This window comes from Flavobacterium seoulense, from assembly GCF_000695795.1.
GTDB classification, from domain to species: domain Bacteria; phylum Bacteroidota; class Bacteroidia; order Flavobacteriales; family Flavobacteriaceae; genus Flavobacterium; species Flavobacterium seoulense.
In genome coordinates this window covers 86,220-104,243 of the sequence record NZ_JNCA01000007.1, presented here as the reverse complement: position 1 = coordinate 104,243, position 18,024 = coordinate 86,220, and the positions used below count along the sequence as shown (strand labels likewise).

The window sequence follows — 18,024 nt, the reverse complement described above, 5'->3', positions numbered from 1 at the left end:
CCAATGACAAGTCTTAGCTTTTATCTTTCTCTTTCTTCTGTTGAAAATAAATTTACATATTATTTAAAGAACTTTCCTTGTGCAAACATAGGATGACAAAAAGGAGCTTGTGGTTTTTTTATCTCGATAAATTAGAGCGTAATAAAGTAATTAAATTAATAATGAAACAATTTCTACTATTCACTATAAAAACAATAATTATATTCTTGCTATTAGCAGTCGTACTAGACGTACTATATACTTATGTTTTTTTACAATCTAAAAATCGCGGAAAGATAGAAACGGTTTTTAATTCTAAAGCTCAAAAATATGATGTAGTGATTTTAGGATCATCTCGCGCCAATAATCATTTTGTTACACCAATGTTTGAAGAGAAAGGATTAAAAGCATTTAATTACGGTATGAGTGGTGGACATTTATTTGAAGCTTCATTAATGCTCAAATTAATGATAGAAAGAAAATATGAAATTAAAAATCTCATTCTTGAAGCCGATTTAAACCTTGCCAACGATCATCAGGCCGAAGGAATTTCGGCTAAGTTTTTACCGTATATTCATAATTCAGATGTTGTAAAAAAGCATTTCGAATCTCAGGAAGATTTTAAAGAGTTATATTATATTCCGTTTTACAGGTATATAAAGTATGACAGTAAGATTGGTTTTAGAGAGACATTTTTTACTCTGATTCATAAAAAAACAAGTTTATTGGATAACCAGGGATATTATCCATTATTAAAACATAAAAAGGGTAATATGAAAAACAATATTGTCAATCTGAATCCTTTAGTTCATAATAAATATTACGAAGAAATTAAAGCAATTTGCAAAGCCAATAATATTAATTTTATTGCCGTAATGACTCCGATGTGTGAAAATGTCGTTGGCATGAATTATTTTGATAAAGTAAAAAAAGCCTATCCTGAAATCCATAATTACGAGAATGCCGTAGTGGAGAATAACTATTTTTCGTCTTGTGGTCACATGAATGATGAAGGAGCTAAATTTTTTACTGCTAGAATTCTAAAAGATTTTTTTTAAAGTACCGAATTTAGATTGTGGATATTTAATTCACAATTCACAATTCACAATTCACAATTTTATGAAAATAGCTTTTCTAACTCCGGAATATCCTCATCCAAGAACAGGAAATTCAGGAGGTATTGGTACCAGTATAAAGAATTTAGCAAAAGGCCTTTTGCAGCAAGGTTGTGAAATTAGAATTTTGGTTTATGCACAAAAAGAAGAGGCTGTTTTTGATGATGATGGAGTTATTATTCAGCAAATTCAAAATATAAAATTCAAAGGAATTTCCTGGTATTTGACTCGTAAAAAAATAGAAAGACTGATTAACCAACTATATAATGAAAAAAAAATAGATTTGGTGGAAGCTCCGGACTGGACAGGAATTACCTCTTTTATTCAGCCAAAAGATTGTCCGGTTATAATAAGACTAAATGGATCAGATACTTATTTTTGCGACTTAGATCAGAGATCTGTAAAGTGGAAAAATAAGTTTCATGAAAAGAGAGCGTTGCAAAAAGCAGATGCGTTATTGTCGGTAAGTCAGTTTACGGCAGACAAAACCAATGAAGTCTTTGGTCTGAAAAAAGATTTTACAATTATTCCGAACTCAATTGATGTGACTTCTTTTGAAAGAAATATAGAAATAGCAGAAGTAAATAATACAATTTTATATTTCGGAAGTCTGATTCGAAAAAAAGGGCTTTTAGAATTGCCTTTGATTTTTAATGAGGTTATTGAAAAGAATCCAAATGCCAAATTAATTTTAGTGGGCAAAGATGTACCTGACATTGTTTCTGGTTCAAAATCTACTTGGAAAATGATGAAATCTTTGTTTACTGAACAAGCTTTATTGAATGTAAACTATTTAGGAAGTGTTCCTTATCACGAAATTCAGAAATACATTAACGAAGCAATAGTTTGTGTATTCCCTTCTTTTGCCGAAGCCTTACCTGTTTCCTGGATTGAGGCAATGGCAATGCAAAAAGCAATTGTGGCTTCTAATATTGGTTGGGCAACTGATGTGATTGATGATACAGTGAATGGTTTTTTGGTTAATCCAAAAGAGCATAAAGAATATGCAGCTGCAATTTTGAAGTTACTTGCTGATGAAAGTTTAAGAGAAGAAATGGGAAAAGCAGCACGACAAAAAGTGATAAACAAATTTTCTATAGCCATGGTAGCAAAACAGAGTTTGGATTTTTATAAACGAATACAGAAGTAAATTGTGATTGTAATCTATCATTCCGAAGCTAAAATTAAAGAAGTACTAAAAGATAGAAATCAAAGAATTGATTTTGGTTCTCAGTGGAGCCTTGCAAAAGGGATGTGTACTATTGCGAAACAGTTTCCAACTGAAAAAATAGTATGGTGTCATATAGATTTAAAACAAAATTTGAATTTTTCAAAATTTGAAGCCATTTTTCACCATAATCAATTAATGCTTTCGTTTAATCCTGATGTATCTTCTTTTTTAGGGAAAAAGATAGGATATGTAGAAGAATCGCTTTGTATTTCAGTCAATAAAAAAGTGACCTATCCTACCTGGCAAATGAGTAGTGCGGTAGGAGTAATTCATGCTTCGGTAATTATAGCCTTAAAAGAGCAAATACCATTAGATACAGATTTTGACTACTATTTGAATTCTATTGCTAAACTGGCAATGCCATTAGGGTTAATTTGTTATTCAGAACCTCAGTTACTATTGGGTACAGTTCATTGGGCATCTCCTAAAACTAATATGTTTGGCCTTTTTAAATTTGTAAAACAGCATTATAAAACCGTATGGGTATTTTTATTGGGTTTAAATTTGGCGATATACGAACGTAAATGGATGGTTTTTCCTTTTTTCTATGCCTTGTTTTTTAAAAGGAGAAAAGCAGTTATAGAATTCAATTCGCAATCAATTTCTTCTTCGAAAGCGGTAGTAGATAAAGGAACTATAGATGTGATTATACCTACTATAGGGCGTAAGCAATATTTGTATGATGTATTGTGCGATTTACGATCTCAAACACAGTTGCCTGAAAAAGTGATTATTGTAGAACAGAATCCAATTTTTGGAAGTACATCTGAATTGGATTATCTTACAACAGAATCTTGGCCATTCGAAATAAAAGCAATTTTTACACAGCAGCCAGGTGCTTGTAATGCCAGAAATTTGGCATTGGCAGAAGTAACAAGCGAATGGGTATTTTTGGCGGATGATGATATTAGAATTGAAAAAGATTTTAATTGTAAAGTATTGGAAGTGATAAATAGAATGGGAGCTGAAGCAGTTTCTATTTGTTGTACTCAAAAAGAAGAAGAGCCTAAATATAAAAATATTTTTCAATGGGGGAGTTTTGGGTCTGGTTGTAGTTTTTTGAAACGAAAAATTCTAAAAGAATGTAAATTCAATATGAGGTATGAATTTGGCTATGGTGAAGACAGCGACTTTGGAATGCAATTACGCAATCAGGGTATTGATGTTTTATATATTCCAGAGCCTCAGATTCGACATCTTAAAGCACTTATGGGAGGTTTTAGAACCAAACCTGTGCTACAATGGCACCATGAAAGTGTTCAGCCTAAGCCTTCACCTACTGTGATGTTATATCAGTTATTGCATCAAACTCAGGAACAGCGATTAGGTTATAAAACCACCTTGTTTTTTAAATATTACAGTAAACAAAATATTAAAAATCCATTGAAGTATTTAAGTTATTTTAAAAAGCAATGGAAACAAAGTGTGTTCTGGGCTAATAAATTGAATGAAAAAGCATAAAAAGTTAGTTCTATTAAACAAAATTATCTTTAAAACTAGATGAATACTATTATTATAAAAAAACTATCTATTGTAATTCCAGCTTTTAATGAAGGCAGAACTATTCATAAGATTTTAAATAAAATTAAAACGGTTGAATTGCTAAATGGTATCGAAAAAGAGATCATTATTATTAATGATTGTAGTAGTGATGATACTTCGTTACAAATCAAGAAGTATATTTGTGAAAATAAGAATCTAAATATTTTGTATTTGGAACATCAGGTTAATAAAGGAAAAGGAGCGGCTTTACACACGGGAATTAAAAATGCAACAGGTGATGTAATCGTAATTCAAGATGCCGATTTAGAATATGATCCTAATGAATATAATTTACTTTTAAAACCAATTATTGATAGTCATGCTGATGTGGTGTATGGAAGTCGATTTATGGGAGGGAATGCACATCGCATTTTGTTTTTTTGGCATAGTATAGGAAATAAAATTTTAACGTTTTTAAGTAATATGTTGACTAATCTCAATTTGACTGATATGGAAACTTGTTATAAAATGTTTAAATCAGATATTATTCAACCATTGGATTTAAAAGAAAAAAGATTTGGTTTTGAGCCAGAAGTTACGGCAAAAATAGCTAGAATTCCGGGTATAAGAATTTATGAAGTGGGGATTAGTTACTATGGTCGAACATTTGAAGAAGGAAAAAAAATTGGTTGGAAAGATGGTTTTAGAGCTTTGTATTGTATAATGAAATATAATTTATTTGTTAAGTGAATAAAATAGTAACCAATAAGTGTATTTATTTTTTGATCGTATTAGGACTAATTTTAGTCAAGTTTTATTATTTGTATTTGTCAAATTTAAATCACAATTACTCTAATGAAGTTGCTTATGGTGCCGGATCAGATGCATCACACTATTTAGTAATTGGAAAAAATATTGCTGACTTTAATGTATATTCAGATACAAATTCAGCAATTGTTTCTGAATCTGCCACTTGGCGTCCACCGTTTTGGCCTTTCATACTATCTCTATTTTTAAGAATTACAACAAGCCCTCTAGCCATAATTATTATTAAATCAATTTTAGAAGCATTTCTTTTGGGGTATATTTTGCTTAAATTTAAAAAAGATACAGCTGTTAATTTTCTTTGTCTGCTTCCCTTTTGTTTACTTTTTATTGAACCTCAGTATCTTAAATATTCGATAGCATTTTTATCAGAAAGTTTAACGGCTATATTGATTTTAATATTGACTATTTTTTTTATTTCAACAAACAATGCAAAAAGGTGTCATATTGCGATCCCTTTTTTGTTAGCACTTATTGTTTTATGTCATCCTGTTTCAGCTTTTTTTGTGGGTTCGTTAGGATTAATTTATTTCATTTACAATTTTAATTTTAATAGAAATAAAGTGATTTTTCATTGCTTATTATTTTTGTTTATTTTGTTATCATGGCCTTGCCGTAATGCAATTACTTTTAGGAAGGGATTTTATTTAACGGCTTCACAAGGTACTACATTAGCTAAGGGATGGAATGAAAAAGTAGCTGCTGAATTTACTAACTCCAAAGGAGATTTAGCTGATGAAGGTTTAAATTTGAAATATGTTGACCCTAAATTAATAGAAAGGTCTCAAAATAGTGTTTTAGATTTGAGTCATTTATACACTATAGGAACTAAAAAATTTATAAATGGAATTGGTGCTGCTGAAATAATGAAAATTGCTTTAAAAAAACTAAAATCAAATTTTAATCCTTTTCCAGAAAGTCCAAAGCCGGGAGTTTTAGAAACATTATCTATTGGTTTTAGAATTATTTACCTGTTTGTTTTTATCCAAATGATTGTTAGATTTTGTCGAAAAAGAAAAATAGATTTTAATACGATTAATGATCGAATTTATTTAGTAGTTCTGGCTATTTTTATGGGGCAATCAATAATGGCAGTTTATATTTACACTGGTTTAAGATTTAATACGATTTATTCACTTTCGCTACTTTTTTGTTTTCTTTATTTGAACACAGATTTTTTGAGGAATAGACTAAATAAGAAACAAATACATAGTAAGAAATGAAATTCTCTTTAATCGTTTGCACCTACATGCGTCCGGAATCATTGTTACAATTATTACAATCGGTTCAAAAACAATCATTATATCCTGATGAGATTTTGATTATAGATGGTTCAACTAATAAGGAAACGGAAAAGGTTTTAAATCAAAATCAGTTTCAAAGTCTAAAATACTTTTTGGTTGATAGTAATCATCGCGGATTGACAAGACAAAGAAATTTTGGAATTTCAAAAGTTGTCGAATCTTCAGAAGTAGTTTGTTTTTTAGATGATGACACGGTATTGGAATCGGATTATTTTAAGAATTTATTAAGTACATATAAAATTTTTCCTGACGCTCTGGGAGTAGGAGGTTATATCTATAATGAAGTGAAATGGGGAAAAGTAGAACCTAATTATATTCCAAATAGTAATGAATTCTATTTTGATGGATGGAAACGTAAAGACGGAAGCCGTTTTGTGTTACGGAAAAAATTAGGCTTAGATAGTAATTGTCCTCCTGGATATTCCTCAGCGTATTCTCACGGAAGAAGTGTTGGTTTCCTTCCTCCAAGTGGAAAAATATATGAAGTAGAACAACTAATGGGAGGGGTTTCGTCTTTTAAGAAATCAGTTTTCGAAAATTTTTCATTTTCGACTTATTTTGAAGGTTATGGCTTATATGAAGATGCTGATTTTACATTAAGACTTGCAAAAACAGGAAAACTATATTTAAATACAAGAGCAAAAATAAGTCATTTTCACGAAAGTTCAGGAAGACCTAATCAATACCATTATGGTAAAATGGTAGTTCGAAATGGCTGGTATGTATGGAGAGTGAAAAATCCGAATCCTGTATTTATAGACAAATTAAAATGGCATGCGATAACGATACTGTTAACAGCTATCCGATTTTCCAATGTCTTAACAACTAAAAATAGAAAAGAAGCTTTTACTGAGGCACTAGGTCGATTTGTAGGTTGGTGGAGTTTGGTTTTTGATAAACCTAAAAAAGTATAAGTTATGAATACAAAAACAAAAGTATACATCTATGGACTTTGTAACGTTTTTTATGATGGGTATTATATTTTAGGATTAAAAGCAGTCTATGGTAATTTTGAATTTAATATTTCTAAATTTCCTAATTTCAATCAAGGTACTTTTGCTGTTATTATCGAAGATAATAATGAATTGAAAAATATAATTATAGATTCTAGAGATTCAAATGAAATTGATACTAATTGGCTGGAGTGGTGTGATATTTATGGAAAAATAAATTACAATAAAGAAAAATTATTTGTAACTAATGAAAATAAAATTATAGCTATTGGGCCAAGTTTTGGAATAAAAATTTGGGATCTCTTTTATACTTTGTATTATTTAATTTTAAATTTTTTTAGATTTAAAAATACAATCTCAAATAAAAAAGAATTTATTGCAAATTATTGGCGGCAGTATAAAAGATTTAGGATAGACTGTTACACTCCATCCATTTCTTCTGAAAACGGAGTTTTTTTTATAAGTAGTATTTGGAAAAAAGAAGAGGTAACAAATAAAAATCGAGCACTATTTATTGAATGCTGTAAAAGTAATTTGAATATTAATTTTGAAGGAGGCTTTGCAGCAAGGACGGATGGTGATAACTTAGGATTTGAAAAGTATGTATATTCAAAGAAGATACATCTTAAACTTTATATTAAGAAAATAAAAAATTCAGCTTTTGTTTTTAATACACCAGCTGTTTTAAATTGTCACGGTTGGAAATTAGCTGAATATTTAGCTTTAGGTAAAGCTATTATTTCGACTTCTCATATTAATACATTGCCAAATGATTTAATTAATGGCAAACATTTAATTTATGCTGATAGTGCTAATAAGATTAAATTAGCTACTGAGGAATTAATTATGGATAGGAATCTAAAATTTAAACTAGAGTTTAATAGTAGAAAATATTTTGAGAAATATTTGGCTCCAAGAGTTGTTGTTCAAAAATTAATTGAAGACAAAAACTAAAATAAATGTTAGTCTGTTGCATCATGACAATTGAGGGGGCTATTTGAAAAAAGTATTGATTTTACGGATAACTCTTTTTTAACAACAGAAAATATTTTGATGAATGCTTAAGAAATTTTCTACCTTTTAGGGAGAGGGAAAGAAAAATTTAAACATGTTCTTAGTGCAAGAATAAAAAGATTTTCAAAATTAAAATAAAAAATCCCGCTCTACAGCGGGATTTTCAAAAAATAAAAACAATAATTAAACAATGTCTATCAGGTTAAGGACATTGTAGTGTCCACTACGCAATGGATACTGGATTCCATTAACTTCCTGGTAAAATTCAACCAATAGCAAATAAAGCTGAAAACCACTGCCTGTCGGTACAGTAGTAGGAGTCAATGTAACACTAATGGCTGTATTGTCAAGTGCAATAATGTTTTCAGGACTATAGCTGTTTGCAAAAAGTCCCGTTTCAAAATCCAGATGAACCACACCACAGCGCAAACTCACATGCGTAGCACCCTCAGGAAAAAGAAGCTGTTGGTCAGGAACAAAATTAGCAATGTTAATAACCCCTGTTGCAGTATCTAGCGTATACGGCGCATGCAATACAGCAGCGAGAGAGGCTTTAACATTAAAATCAAAACCTTTTAAAAGTGCTTTTCCTTCCGGAGTATTCAATCCATTAACTACCTGCCGTTTTCCTCGCCTTGAGGTACTGTCTAAGTCCTTAATCTTATTCAGTAATTGTAGCATTCGGCTTGACAATTTTGAATCTTTAGCCCGGTTTAGCAAAATCCCAATAGAATCCCGTAACAACTTACCTGATTTGGCATTAGAGCTAAATTCCATAAGGTTTTCTCTTGTTCTGACAAAAGCTGGATCAGTCATAATCCTTTTTTTACTAACACCTCCTTTGGTTCTTACCATGTAACCTCCTTGAGATTTGTAGAAAGTTAAGCCATCCAGAGTACCTTCTAACTTGATAAAACTGCTTAGTTTACCCATAATAAAATGTTTTTAGAATTAATAAGTACCGAAAGTAGAACAGAGTTTTTTGATAATCAAAGTATTGGTGCTGTTGGCGCGAAATAGCAAACATTTAATTCTTTTGGTTTAAAAAAACGAAAAGAAGCAGTTAATACTCTTGAGTATTGATAATAATAAAAATGTGATTAAGTGTGATTTTGTATAATTAGTACTGAAAACATAGCTTTTGCATCAATAATTAGGGGAGAAGATATCCCATAGATACTCCATAGATACTCCATACATAACCGTAATAAAGCATATCTTATAACAAACAGCATAAAAAAGACAAACAACCAGAGACTAAGAGCTTGTTTTAAAAAGAAAAATTTCTTTACCCCGCTCTCTATAAAGTTGGAAAAGATTCTTGAAAATTCATCAAAATTACACTCTTTAGGTGTTGGGGAAGTTAATTTGGATGAATTTTAAACAAGCCCTAAAAAGAAATTAAATTCTGAATTAGAATTGAATATGGTAAAGATATTAGGTTGATTATGAGTTGTTAAAAAGAATTAGTTTTCAAATAGACTAAACCATTTTTAGGAAAATATTTATAATTATTCAAAAAATAATTTTACATTTGTAAGTAAAGTAGTCGATTGTTGAATAATTAAAATATTTGTTATGATAAGAATTGTAATTTATCCCAGTGATATTATGGCGCTTACTAATAAAAGTAATAGTTATGCGCGAAAAGAAATCCAACGTATTAAAAAAGCTCTAAATAAGCTGGAGCATCAAAAAGTAACAATCAAAGAATACTGTGAATACTATGCATTTGATCTCAATGAAGTAACTACTTTATTAGATAAATTCGAAAGAAAATAGAGTATGCCATAACTTATAACCCATCCCGATAGCTATCGGGACTCATATCTATTTTATAACTATATTTGTTAGGCTAAAAAAAGCGAATAAATCAAGTTAATGAAATTTATAATTGTTACACATGTACCTCATTTTGTAGAACAAGATCAATATTTTGGCTATGCTCCTTATGTTCGGGAAATGAATATTTGGTTGAAATATAATGATGAAGTAACCATTGTAGCTCCTGTATCAAAATCGACAAAATCCCCCATTGATTTAGCTTACCGGCATCATAAAATTAATTTTAAAAAAGTTCCTAATTTTAGTTTTACAGGCTTAAATGATAGTTTACTGTCATTGTTTAAATTACCACTATTGTTTTGTAAAATAGCTTGGGCAATGAAACAAGCAGATCATATCCATTTACGTTGTCCTGGAAATATGGGATTGCTAGGATGTATCATTCAGATATTTTTTCCTTCCAAAACAAAGACAGCAAAATATGCAGGCAATTGGGATCCAAAAAGCAATCAGCCTTGGACATACAAATTACAAAAATACATTTTGAATAACACCTTCTTAACCCGTAATATGCAGGTTTTAGTCTATGGCAATTGGGAAAATCAGTCTAAAAACATCAGACATTTTTTTACTGCAACGTATTCGGAAGCAGATAAAATTAATATCCAAAAAACAATAAATTCTAGTGTCAAAATAAAGTTCGTTTTTGTAGGGGGTTTAGTCGAAGGAAAAAATCCAATGTATGCTATCCAATTTGTTGAAAAATTACTTCAACTAAATAAAAATGTATCTTTGGATTTGTATGGAGATGGAGTCCTTAAAGTGACTTTAGAAAAATATATCGAAACAAATAATCTAAAAGATAATGTTGTTTTGCATGGAAATAAAAATCAGGAAGTGGTAAAAAAAGCCTATCAGCAAGGTCATTTTGTTATGCTGCCATCTAAGAGCGAAGGCTGGCCAAAAGCCATTGCCGAAGGCATGTTTTGGGGATGCGTTCCTGTGGCTACCAAAGTTTCCTGCGTACCTTATATGTTAGATTTTGGCAATCGTGGCCTTTTATTACAGATGGATATAGATAAAGATACTATAACAATTAATGAGTTAATTGAGAACTCAGTTAATTTTGAAAAGAAAAGCGTGGCGGCATCAAACTGGTCTCAAAACTATACTTTAGAATATTTTGAAAGTGAAATTCAAAAATTATTGCAATGAGAATTGTACAACTAATAGATTCTCTGGAAGCAGGTGGAGCCGAACGTATGGCGGTGAATTATGCTAATGTACTTGCTAACCAACTTGAATTTTCAGGATTGATAGCTACTCGAAAAGAAGGACTATTAAAAGAGCAGTTAGTTGAAAAAGTAGATTATCTGTTTTTAAATAAAAAAAAGCTGGTAGATTTTAAGGCTGTTTTTAAACTTAGAAAATACGTCCGTAAGCATAAAGTTCAAATTATTCAGGCTCATAGTTCTTCTTTCTTTTTAGCTGTATTGGTCAAATTAACTTTACCGGGTTTGAAAATAATTTGGCATGATCATTATGGAAATAGAATTCATGAAACTAAAAAAAAACATTACACACTATTTTTAGCTTCTTTTTTCTTTTCAGCTTGTTTCGCTGTAAATCTGGAATTACAAACATGGATTCTTAAAAATTTAAAAGCTGCAAAAGTATTTTTTATACCTAATTTTACAATAGAGAGTAATAGTATTGTTAATAAAACATATCTAAAGGGTGAGATAAATAAAAGAATTATTTGTTTAGCTAATTTAAAGAATCCTAAAAATCATATTACAATACTTAAAGCTTTTAATAATACTAAATTGAATGATTTTTCATGGTCTTTACATTTTGTAGGTAAAATTTATAAAGATGATTATTTTTACCAATTAAAGTCTTTTATAGATGAAAACGATTTGGAAGAAAGTGTATTCTTTTATGATTCAATAGAGGATATTTCATTTGTATTATCTCAGGCGAGTATTGGAGTTTTGGCTTCAAAATATGAAGGTTTTCCTGTTTCCCTGCTAGAATATGGTAATGCTGGCTTAGCAACAATTAGTACGGATGTTGGATTCTGTTCTTCGATGATTAAGGATGGATATAATGGATTACTATTCAATCCTGAAGATTCAGAAGTATTAAAAGAACATTTTTTAAAATTAGCTTTTAATGATGAGTTACAAAAAAAAGTAGGAATGAATTTAAAAGCAGATGTTTTAAAGCAATACTCTTATGTTGAAATTATAAAAGTGATCATTACAAAGTATAATTATATTATAAATGAATAAATCGGAAATCAATTATGTAAATCTGGCGCTACTACATGTGGGTATAGCGCTAATTCTTTTTTACATTCCTTTTTTGTCTAAGGTTTATGCTGTATTAATTGCTGTTTTTGGATTTTATTATGTTGTTAGTAATGATAATAGAAATAATGAGGTGCTTTATGTTTCAGCATATTTAGTGGGAGCTGAGGTTTTTTTGAGGATGACAGGAGGAAATTTGAATAATGAATACATTAAGGTGATGGTTTCATTGTTGATGTTGTTAGGCTTTGTTTTAAGCGGTTTTTCGAAAGCGAATATAGTGTATTGGTTATTTCTTATGTTATTATTACCGGCTGTTTTTATTACAATGACTACACAGGATCTTAATTTAGAAATTAAAAAAGCGATTGTATTTAATATTTCAGGACCAGTGTGTTTAGGTTTGTGTGCTTTGTATTGTTATAAAAGAGTTGTGATTTATACTCAAATGCAAAATATGGTTGTTCTTTTAGGCTTACCTATCATTGCTACTTTAACATATTTGGTTCTCTATAGTCCAAGTGTTCGTGAAGTGATAACTGGTACGCAATCAAGCTTTGCAACTTCAGGAGGTTTTGGGCCTAACCAGGTATCTACTATTTTAGGATTAGGAATGTTTGTGTTTTTTAGCCAGCTGGTTTTGATGTCGAAATCAAAAGTAATAATGATACTAAATGGTTTTCTTTTAGTACTAACCAGTTATAGAGCTATTGTAACTTTTTCTCGTGGTGGTGTAATTACAGGTTTTGCAATGATTATATTAGTGCTTATTACAGCTTATCTGTTAACTAATAATTCAGGAAAGAGAAAATTAAAATGGATTATTGTTCTAAGTGGTATTCTTGGTATGAGTATTTGGGGATATTCTGTTATCCAAACCAGAGGATTGATTACTAAAAGATACGCTAATCAAAACGCAGCTGGACAAGTTAAACAAGATCGTTTAGGAGGACGTGAAATAATAATGGGAACAGAATTAGAACTTTTTACAGAAAATCCTGTGTTAGGAGTTGGTATCGGTATGGGGAAATCTTACAGGGAACAAATGCTGGGCCAGGAAGTAGCATCGCATAATGAAATTACAAGGCTGCTAGCGGAACACGGAATGTTTGGTATTTGTATTCTGCTAATTTTAATTATTACGCCTCTTATTTTGTTTTTTTATAATTATCAAAATGTATATCTTTTATCTTTTTATGCCTTTTGGTTATTGACAATTAATCATGCGGCTATGCGAACAGCTGCTCCGGCTTTTGTATATGCGTTAACACTATTAAATATAAGAGTCAAACCAATTCACAAAGAGGAATCAGCTTAAACTTATATGAATTTAAACCTGTTGAAAGCGTGTCCAGAGCCTCTGGGTAGTTTGTGAAATTCTATAAAAAAATCTTTTTTTAAATTCATTCGGGTTGTCTTTTTTCGGGATAAGAGCTATATTGCCAAAAAAAGCAGCATGTCCAAAAGCAAAATCCATTTTGAGATTTCTGAGAGAAAAATGATGCTACATTTAGTAGATGTTCTCAGTATTGTTACAACATTGTATGTAGTGGGCTGCTTTTTTGAGTTAGATTATTTAAAAGCTTCGGTCTCTAATATTGTTTATCTGACGGTTCTGGTACTTTATTTAAAAGTTATTGGAACGATTTTCGAACTTTATAATCTTCAGGTTGCCAGTAATGAATTTCAGGTCTCCAGAAGTTGTATTCTTACCGTAACTACGACAGTTTTAGCTTATTTTTTGACACCAATTTATGCGCCAGAATTACCTTCAAATCGGCTTCAGATTTTAACTTTCTTATTGGTAGTTTTCTTTTCATTGGTATTATGGAGGGTTTTTTATGTGCGGTTTTTGGCTTCAAATCGTTTTCATCAAAATGTTTTACTAATTTGTGAAGAAGAACAATTAGACGAACTTATTTCTGGTTTAGCTAATATCGATCCTCATTATAAAATCACAGCTTATGTGAATGATTTTAAAAGTAAAGCAGTAGAGAATTTGTTTTATGCTAATATTGAGCGTGTTGTTTCTTCTGATTTAGTGACTTATGTCAAAGAAAGGTATATTACTGAAATTGTTGTTGCTTCTCAAAAAACCGAAAGTATTACTACCGAATTATACCAACAATTATTAAAATTGTTGGAGTCAGGAAAAGTTATTCGGGAATATTCACAGGTATATGAAGCTAAAACCCAACGCATACCAATGCAATATGTAGAGCGGGATTTTTATCTTTTTTTTCCTTTCAGTAGTAATAATCAAAATAGGTTGTATTTGGCTATTGTGAGAGTGTTAGAAATTGTTCTTTCGATTATTGGTTTACTGATCACTTTGGTTTTAATTCCTTTTATCTTTTTAGTAAATGCTTTCGCCAATAAAGGAAGTTTATTCTATACTCAGGAACGCGTTGGTAAAGACGGAGCGGTATTTAATATTTTGAAATTTCGAACAATGATTGCAAATGCCGAAAAAGAAAATGCTCAGTTTGCAACTGCTCAGGATAATAGAATTACGGCTTTTGGAAAATTCATGAGAAAAACGAGAATGGATGAGTTTCCTCAGTTTGTCAATATTTTAAAAGGAGAAATGGCCGTAATAGGCCCGCGTCCGGAAAGACCTTTTTTTGTAAAAGAAATTGCCGAAAGAATGCCTTTTTATGAAACCAGACACGTTATAAAACCAGGACTTACTGGCTGGGCACAGGTAAATTACAGCTACGGAGAATCTATTGAAGAAAGTCTGATAAAATTACAATACGACTTGTATTATATCAAACACCGAAGCTTTTATCTGGATTTTAATATCACATTAAAAACTATAACAACCATTTTATTTTATAGGGGACAATAAGTTTTTTAAATTATTTTCGGAATCGTTTTTTTACTTTTTAATGTCAATTGAATTAAAAAATATGCTGATGTTAATAGCAAAGGAAGCACGATGAATAAATGTGCTTTGTTGACTAAAATAACCAAATAAATTAGAAGAGTAAAAAGATTGAATACAGCTAATTTATAGATCCAGTTTTTATTGTTTTTAGCATAGAAAAAACATAGAATTAACAATGTAGGATTAAATAAAAGTACATTGTAATTGTTAGCTAATTCTAAATGATTAGAATAAAATCCCATGAAAATAAAAAACAATCCTAATATTCCAAACAAAGAAAAATAAGCAATATGTAAGCTTTTTTTATTCCATGCTACTAATACAGCAATCACAATCAAATAAGAATAAATAGTATTCCACCAGGAGTTAGCTTGTATGGGTTCAAAATGAAGGATAGTAGTATTTTTTGGAGCTAATGGCTGATTCTTATATTGCGTTAAGCTTAGGTTTTTTTGCAATTCTGATGGAAGAAAAATTTTATTTGCCAGAGCATCTACTTTTGTTCCAAAGATGATACTCGTTCCTAATTTTTCGTAGAAATGATTGTCAAAATAAGGGAATAAAATACTTCTATAGCTTAAATCAGTGTCAATTTTCTTTGTGATAACAGTACTTCCTAAAGTTTTATTGATAATGTCAACTATCATTGTAGTACAGTTTCTGTCAATAAATTTATAGGTATAATGACTATCTCCAGATGCTAGTGAAGTATTTAAATTTTCGAAAAGCTGTTGTTTTAATTCAAGAGGAATGTTCAGTTCTTGTTCATCAACAGAACGATTTTCATAGGTGTATTGGCTAATAAAATCAGTATAAGGATGTACAACTGCAAAGTATTGCAAATCGCCTTTAGCAAATTTGGCAACAAAATTAGGAGTACTAAAATCGAATGCTCCATAATTATAAACGGCATCAACAAAATTAGTACTGTCTTTAATTCGGATGGCAGTATGACCAAAAAGTGAATAAGACTCATTCCCAACACCACAGGTAATTACGCTTACTGTAGCATCTTTCGATAACTGAATATTTTGTGCCCAAAAAGAACCGAAAAAACTAAGAAAGAATACAAGAAATATTGTTTTTTTCGAAAGGAAAATAGATGTCATAATTGATGTCTTTGCAATTTTTTTTCAAAAGTATCATTTTTTCATGAGCTAATTTCTTTCTTTTAAATTATAATTAATAAAACAATCTGTTGAAAATTGGTCTTCAGGAAAAGCGGACACATTCAGTTATTATATTAAATTTGCGAAGCCATTCTAAAAGAAAATCAAAAAATGAATATTAAGAAACATATCCCAAACAGCATTACGTTACTGAATCTTTTTTGTGGTTGTATTGCCCTAGTTTTTGTGAGTAATAAAGATTTTGAAACGGCCTTTTTCTTTGTGTTTTTAGGGATTTTCTTTGACTTTTTTGATGGTTTTTTTGCCCGATTATTCAAAGTTACGGGCGAATTAGGGTTGCAGCTGGATTCATTGGCAGATATGGTGACTAGTGGCGTAGTTCCGGGTTATGTGATGTATTTTCTATTAGCGAATAGTCAACAGGAAATTTCAAGTCATCTGTATTTTCCTTTTTTAGGATTTATTATCACTTTGGGTTCTTGTTATCGTTTGGCATTCTTCAATATTGATACACGACAATCTGAATCTTTTATTGGTTTACCCACTCCGGCCAACTCTTTATTCATGCTAAGTTTACCTTTAGTAATACAATATTCTGATTCTATAGTGGTTTTCGAAATCTTAACCAGTCAGTCGGTTTTGTTATTGATTACGGGTTTTAGTGCTTATATTTTAAATGCCGAAATTCCTTTATTCTCTTTAAAAATAAAGAAGTTTACATTGAAAGATAATGTACTTCAAATCGTTTTTTTAACGCTTTCAGTTTTGTTATTAGTATTTTTTCAATACGCCGGAGTGCCATTGGTAATTATCAGTTATGTATTGTTGTCGGTTATTAATAATAGGTTTTCGTTAGATGGCAAAACAAAATAATCGACGCAAGACAACTACATATCGAAAGCCAAAAAAGAAAGCTTCAACTTTTCGAAAAAAGCTAATCAAGAATGCAATTTTAGTTTTTTTTATTTTGCTGTTCTTTGGAATTACGTATCATTACAGAGACGGATTGGCTTATTATTTTAGCTTCAAAACCGATAAACTTTTAGATAAAGAAGCTCGTGAAAAACGCCTTTCGGATGTACGGAATTTTCAGGTTTTAGAAAAAAATGAATCGAAAGCCATAGGAATTGATGTTTCTGAATATCAGGGTGAAGTGGAGTGGGATGAGGTAGAAACGCTGGATGGTGATTACCAATTGTCATTTGTTTTTATTCGTGCTACGGTGGGAAACGACCGATTGGATAAGCGATTTAAGGAAAATTGGCGTAATGCCAAAGAGAATAAAATCATTCGTGGTGCTTATCATTATTATCGTCCTAATGAGAATTCGATAGAACAAGCGGAACTTTTTATAAAAACCGTTCGTTTAGAGCAAGGTGATTTGCCTCCTGTTTTGGATATTGAAAGATTACCCGAAAACCAATCTGTTGAGCGTTTAAAAATTGGGCTGAGACGCTGGTTAACCAAAGTTGAAGAGCATTATCAGGTGAAACCGATAATTTATACCGGAGAGCGTTATTATGATGATTTTTTAAAAGAAGAATTTTCAGATTATCTTTTTTGGATAGCCAATTATAATTTTTATCGTGAAAAAATGAAAGAAGATTGGCTCTTTTGGCAATTTACCGAAAAAGCTTCTGTTTCAGGAATAAAAGGAAATGTGGATGTCAATATCTTTAATGGCGATTTACAGCAATTACAATTTATTACCAAAGAATAATTATTTTATCTTTTGAATTATTATTGAAAACAAAGCAAGGAATAATAAGATTCCAATTAAAGTAAGCACCGATTTTGGGTTGGCGAAATTAGTTGTAAATCCCATCCAGGCCTCTTTTTTAGGAGGGAAAATGCGTTTGTCTTTTGGGTTGTAATAGAATATTCCATAAATCCAATTTTTAGGATCTTTAGACCATCTATCTAAGGTTTCTTTGCTTGGGTTATTTGGATCTTCCATTTTTATAAGTGTTAGTTTAAAAATGATTTACCCAAATAACGTAATTT

17 protein-coding genes are annotated in these 18,024 nt (G+C 30.6%); 14 read left to right on the top strand and 3 right to left on the bottom strand.

The window, feature by feature from the left end; all coding sequences use genetic code 11:
• The first annotated feature begins 161 nt into the window (after positions 1-161).
• From FEM21_RS04675 to FEM21_RS04645, 7 genes are all read left to right on the top strand, one after another.
• A complete protein-coding gene (locus FEM21_RS04675) occupies positions 162-1,037 on the top strand; it encodes a hypothetical protein (RefSeq protein WP_035658417.1) in 876 nt (291 codons plus the stop codon).
• A gap of 61 nt (positions 1,038-1,098) precedes the next feature.
• The gene (locus FEM21_RS04670; protein WP_035658400.1) at positions 1,099-2,244 is read left to right on the top strand and encodes a glycosyltransferase family 4 protein; all 1,146 of its coding nucleotides are present in this window, start codon (positions 1,099-1,101) and stop codon (positions 2,242-2,244) included.
• A 3-nt stretch (positions 2,245-2,247) separates the two neighbouring features.
• Positions 2,248-3,786, top strand: coding sequence for a glycosyltransferase family 2 protein (locus tag FEM21_RS04665; RefSeq protein WP_035658394.1), 1,539 nt, complete (start codon positions 2,248-2,250; stop codon positions 3,784-3,786).
• Between the two features lie 39 nt (positions 3,787-3,825).
• The gene (locus tag FEM21_RS04660) at positions 3,826-4,557 is read left to right on the top strand and encodes a glycosyltransferase family 2 protein (protein WP_035658391.1); all 732 of its coding nucleotides are present in this window, start codon (positions 3,826-3,828) and stop codon (positions 4,555-4,557) included.
• A gap of 77 nt (positions 4,558-4,634) precedes the next feature.
• The gene (locus FEM21_RS04655; RefSeq protein WP_035658389.1) at positions 4,635-5,855 is read left to right on the top strand and encodes a hypothetical protein; all 1,221 of its coding nucleotides are present in this window, start codon (positions 4,635-4,637) and stop codon (positions 5,853-5,855) included.
• Positions 5,852-6,850, top strand: coding sequence for a glycosyltransferase family 2 protein (locus tag FEM21_RS04650; RefSeq protein WP_035658386.1), 999 nt, complete (start codon positions 5,852-5,854; stop codon positions 6,848-6,850). The genes FEM21_RS04655 and FEM21_RS04650 overlap by 4 nt, the downstream gene beginning before the upstream one ends.
• A gap of 3 nt (positions 6,851-6,853) precedes the next feature.
• Positions 6,854-7,843 (top strand): glycosyltransferase, encoded by a 990-nt coding sequence (locus FEM21_RS04645; protein ID WP_035658383.1) that lies wholly within the window; start codon positions 6,854-6,856, stop codon positions 7,841-7,843.
• Positions 7,844-8,086: 243 nt separating this feature from the next.
• On the opposite strand, the gene FEM21_RS04640 is transcribed toward FEM21_RS04645, so the two are convergent.
• Positions 8,087-8,836: a hypothetical protein gene (locus FEM21_RS04640; protein WP_035658381.1), complete on the bottom strand. Its 750-nt coding sequence runs from the start codon at positions 8,834-8,836 to the stop codon at positions 8,087-8,089.
• A 645-nt stretch (positions 8,837-9,481) separates the two neighbouring features.
• Here FEM21_RS04640 and FEM21_RS04635 point away from each other — a divergent pair.
• The 5 genes from FEM21_RS04635 to FEM21_RS04615 all read left to right on the top strand — a co-directional run bounded on the left by FEM21_RS04635 (position 9,482) and on the right by FEM21_RS04615 (position 14,851).
• Complete coding sequence (locus FEM21_RS04635; RefSeq protein ID WP_035658379.1) at positions 9,482-9,685, top strand: hypothetical protein; 204 nt, start codon at positions 9,482-9,484, stop codon at positions 9,683-9,685.
• A gap of 99 nt (positions 9,686-9,784) precedes the next feature.
• The gene (locus FEM21_RS04630) at positions 9,785-10,903 is read left to right on the top strand and encodes a glycosyltransferase (protein WP_035658377.1); all 1,119 of its coding nucleotides are present in this window, start codon (positions 9,785-9,787) and stop codon (positions 10,901-10,903) included.
• The gene (locus FEM21_RS04625) at positions 10,900-11,982 is read left to right on the top strand and encodes a glycosyltransferase (protein WP_035658375.1); all 1,083 of its coding nucleotides are present in this window, start codon (positions 10,900-10,902) and stop codon (positions 11,980-11,982) included. The genes FEM21_RS04630 and FEM21_RS04625 overlap by 4 nt, the downstream gene beginning before the upstream one ends.
• Positions 11,975-13,318 carry an O-antigen ligase family protein gene (locus FEM21_RS04620; protein WP_035658372.1) on the top strand — a complete coding sequence of 448 codons (1,344 nt, stop codon included), beginning with the start codon at positions 11,975-11,977 and terminating at the stop codon, positions 13,316-13,318. Before FEM21_RS04625 ends, FEM21_RS04620 begins: the two co-directional genes overlap by 8 nt.
• 138 nt (positions 13,319-13,456) lie before the next feature.
• Entirely contained in the window at positions 13,457-14,851 is a 1,395-nt protein-coding gene (locus FEM21_RS04615; protein ID WP_035658369.1) for an exopolysaccharide biosynthesis polyprenyl glycosylphosphotransferase, read from the top strand.
• A gap of 5 nt (positions 14,852-14,856) precedes the next feature.
• On the opposite strand, the gene FEM21_RS04610 is transcribed toward FEM21_RS04615, so the two are convergent.
• Complete coding sequence (locus FEM21_RS04610) at positions 14,857-15,999, bottom strand: lipoprotein N-acyltransferase Lnb domain-containing protein (RefSeq protein WP_035658367.1); 1,143 nt, start codon at positions 15,997-15,999, stop codon at positions 14,857-14,859.
• Positions 16,000-16,170: 171 nt separating this feature from the next.
• Between FEM21_RS04610 and FEM21_RS04605 the strand changes: the two genes are divergently transcribed.
• Together FEM21_RS04605 and FEM21_RS04600 are read left to right on the top strand one after the other, a co-directional pair.
• Positions 16,171-16,893, top strand: a complete 723-nt coding sequence (locus FEM21_RS04605) for a CDP-alcohol phosphatidyltransferase family protein (RefSeq protein WP_035658365.1) — start codon at positions 16,171-16,173, stop codon at positions 16,891-16,893.
• Positions 16,877-17,740 carry a glycoside hydrolase family 25 protein gene (locus tag FEM21_RS04600; protein WP_035658363.1) on the top strand — a complete coding sequence of 288 codons (864 nt, stop codon included), beginning with the start codon at positions 16,877-16,879 and terminating at the stop codon, positions 17,738-17,740. The genes FEM21_RS04605 and FEM21_RS04600 overlap by 17 nt, the downstream gene beginning before the upstream one ends.
• Here the strand turns inward: FEM21_RS04600 and FEM21_RS04595 are convergent, their stop codons facing one another.
• The gene (locus FEM21_RS04595) at positions 17,741-17,977 is read right to left on the bottom strand and encodes a DUF5808 domain-containing protein (RefSeq protein WP_035658360.1); all 237 of its coding nucleotides are present in this window, start codon (positions 17,975-17,977) and stop codon (positions 17,741-17,743) included.
• Positions 17,978-18,024 lie beyond the last annotated feature (47 nt).

Excerpts from the sequence above, each read along its gene's own strand:
- FEM21_RS04675 (WP_035658417.1), top strand. The coding sequence starts at position 162 with ATGAAACAATTTCTACTATTCACTATAAAAACAATAATTATATTCTTG.
- FEM21_RS04670 (WP_035658400.1), top strand. The coding sequence starts at position 1,099 with ATGAAAATAGCTTTTCTAACTCCGGAATATCCTCATCCAAGAACAGGA.
- FEM21_RS04660 (WP_035658391.1), top strand. The coding sequence starts at position 3,826 with ATGAATACTATTATTATAAAAAAACTATCTATTGTAATTCCAGCTTTT.
- FEM21_RS04650 (WP_035658386.1), top strand. The coding sequence starts at position 5,852 with ATGAAATTCTCTTTAATCGTTTGCACCTACATGCGTCCGGAATCATTG.
- FEM21_RS04645 (WP_035658383.1), top strand. The coding sequence starts at position 6,854 with ATGAATACAAAAACAAAAGTATACATCTATGGACTTTGTAACGTTTTT.
- FEM21_RS04640 (WP_035658381.1), bottom strand. The coding sequence starts at position 8,836 with ATGGGTAAACTAAGCAGTTTTATCAAGTTAGAAGGTACTCTGGATGGC.
- FEM21_RS04635 (WP_035658379.1), top strand. The coding sequence starts at position 9,482 with ATGATAAGAATTGTAATTTATCCCAGTGATATTATGGCGCTTACTAAT.
- FEM21_RS04630 (WP_035658377.1), top strand. The coding sequence starts at position 9,785 with ATGAAATTTATAATTGTTACACATGTACCTCATTTTGTAGAACAAGAT.
- FEM21_RS04625 (WP_035658375.1), top strand. The coding sequence starts at position 10,900 with ATGAGAATTGTACAACTAATAGATTCTCTGGAAGCAGGTGGAGCCGAA.
- FEM21_RS04620 (WP_035658372.1), top strand. The coding sequence starts at position 11,975 with ATGAATAAATCGGAAATCAATTATGTAAATCTGGCGCTACTACATGTG.
- FEM21_RS04615 (WP_035658369.1), top strand. The coding sequence starts at position 13,457 with ATGTCCAAAAGCAAAATCCATTTTGAGATTTCTGAGAGAAAAATGATG.
- FEM21_RS04610 (WP_035658367.1), bottom strand. The coding sequence starts at position 15,999 with ATGACATCTATTTTCCTTTCGAAAAAAACAATATTTCTTGTATTCTTT.
- FEM21_RS04605 (WP_035658365.1), top strand. The coding sequence starts at position 16,171 with ATGAATATTAAGAAACATATCCCAAACAGCATTACGTTACTGAATCTT.
- FEM21_RS04600 (WP_035658363.1), top strand. The coding sequence starts at position 16,877 with ATGGCAAAACAAAATAATCGACGCAAGACAACTACATATCGAAAGCCA.
- FEM21_RS04595 (WP_035658360.1), bottom strand. The coding sequence starts at position 17,977 with ATGGAAGATCCAAATAACCCAAGCAAAGAAACCTTAGATAGATGGTCT.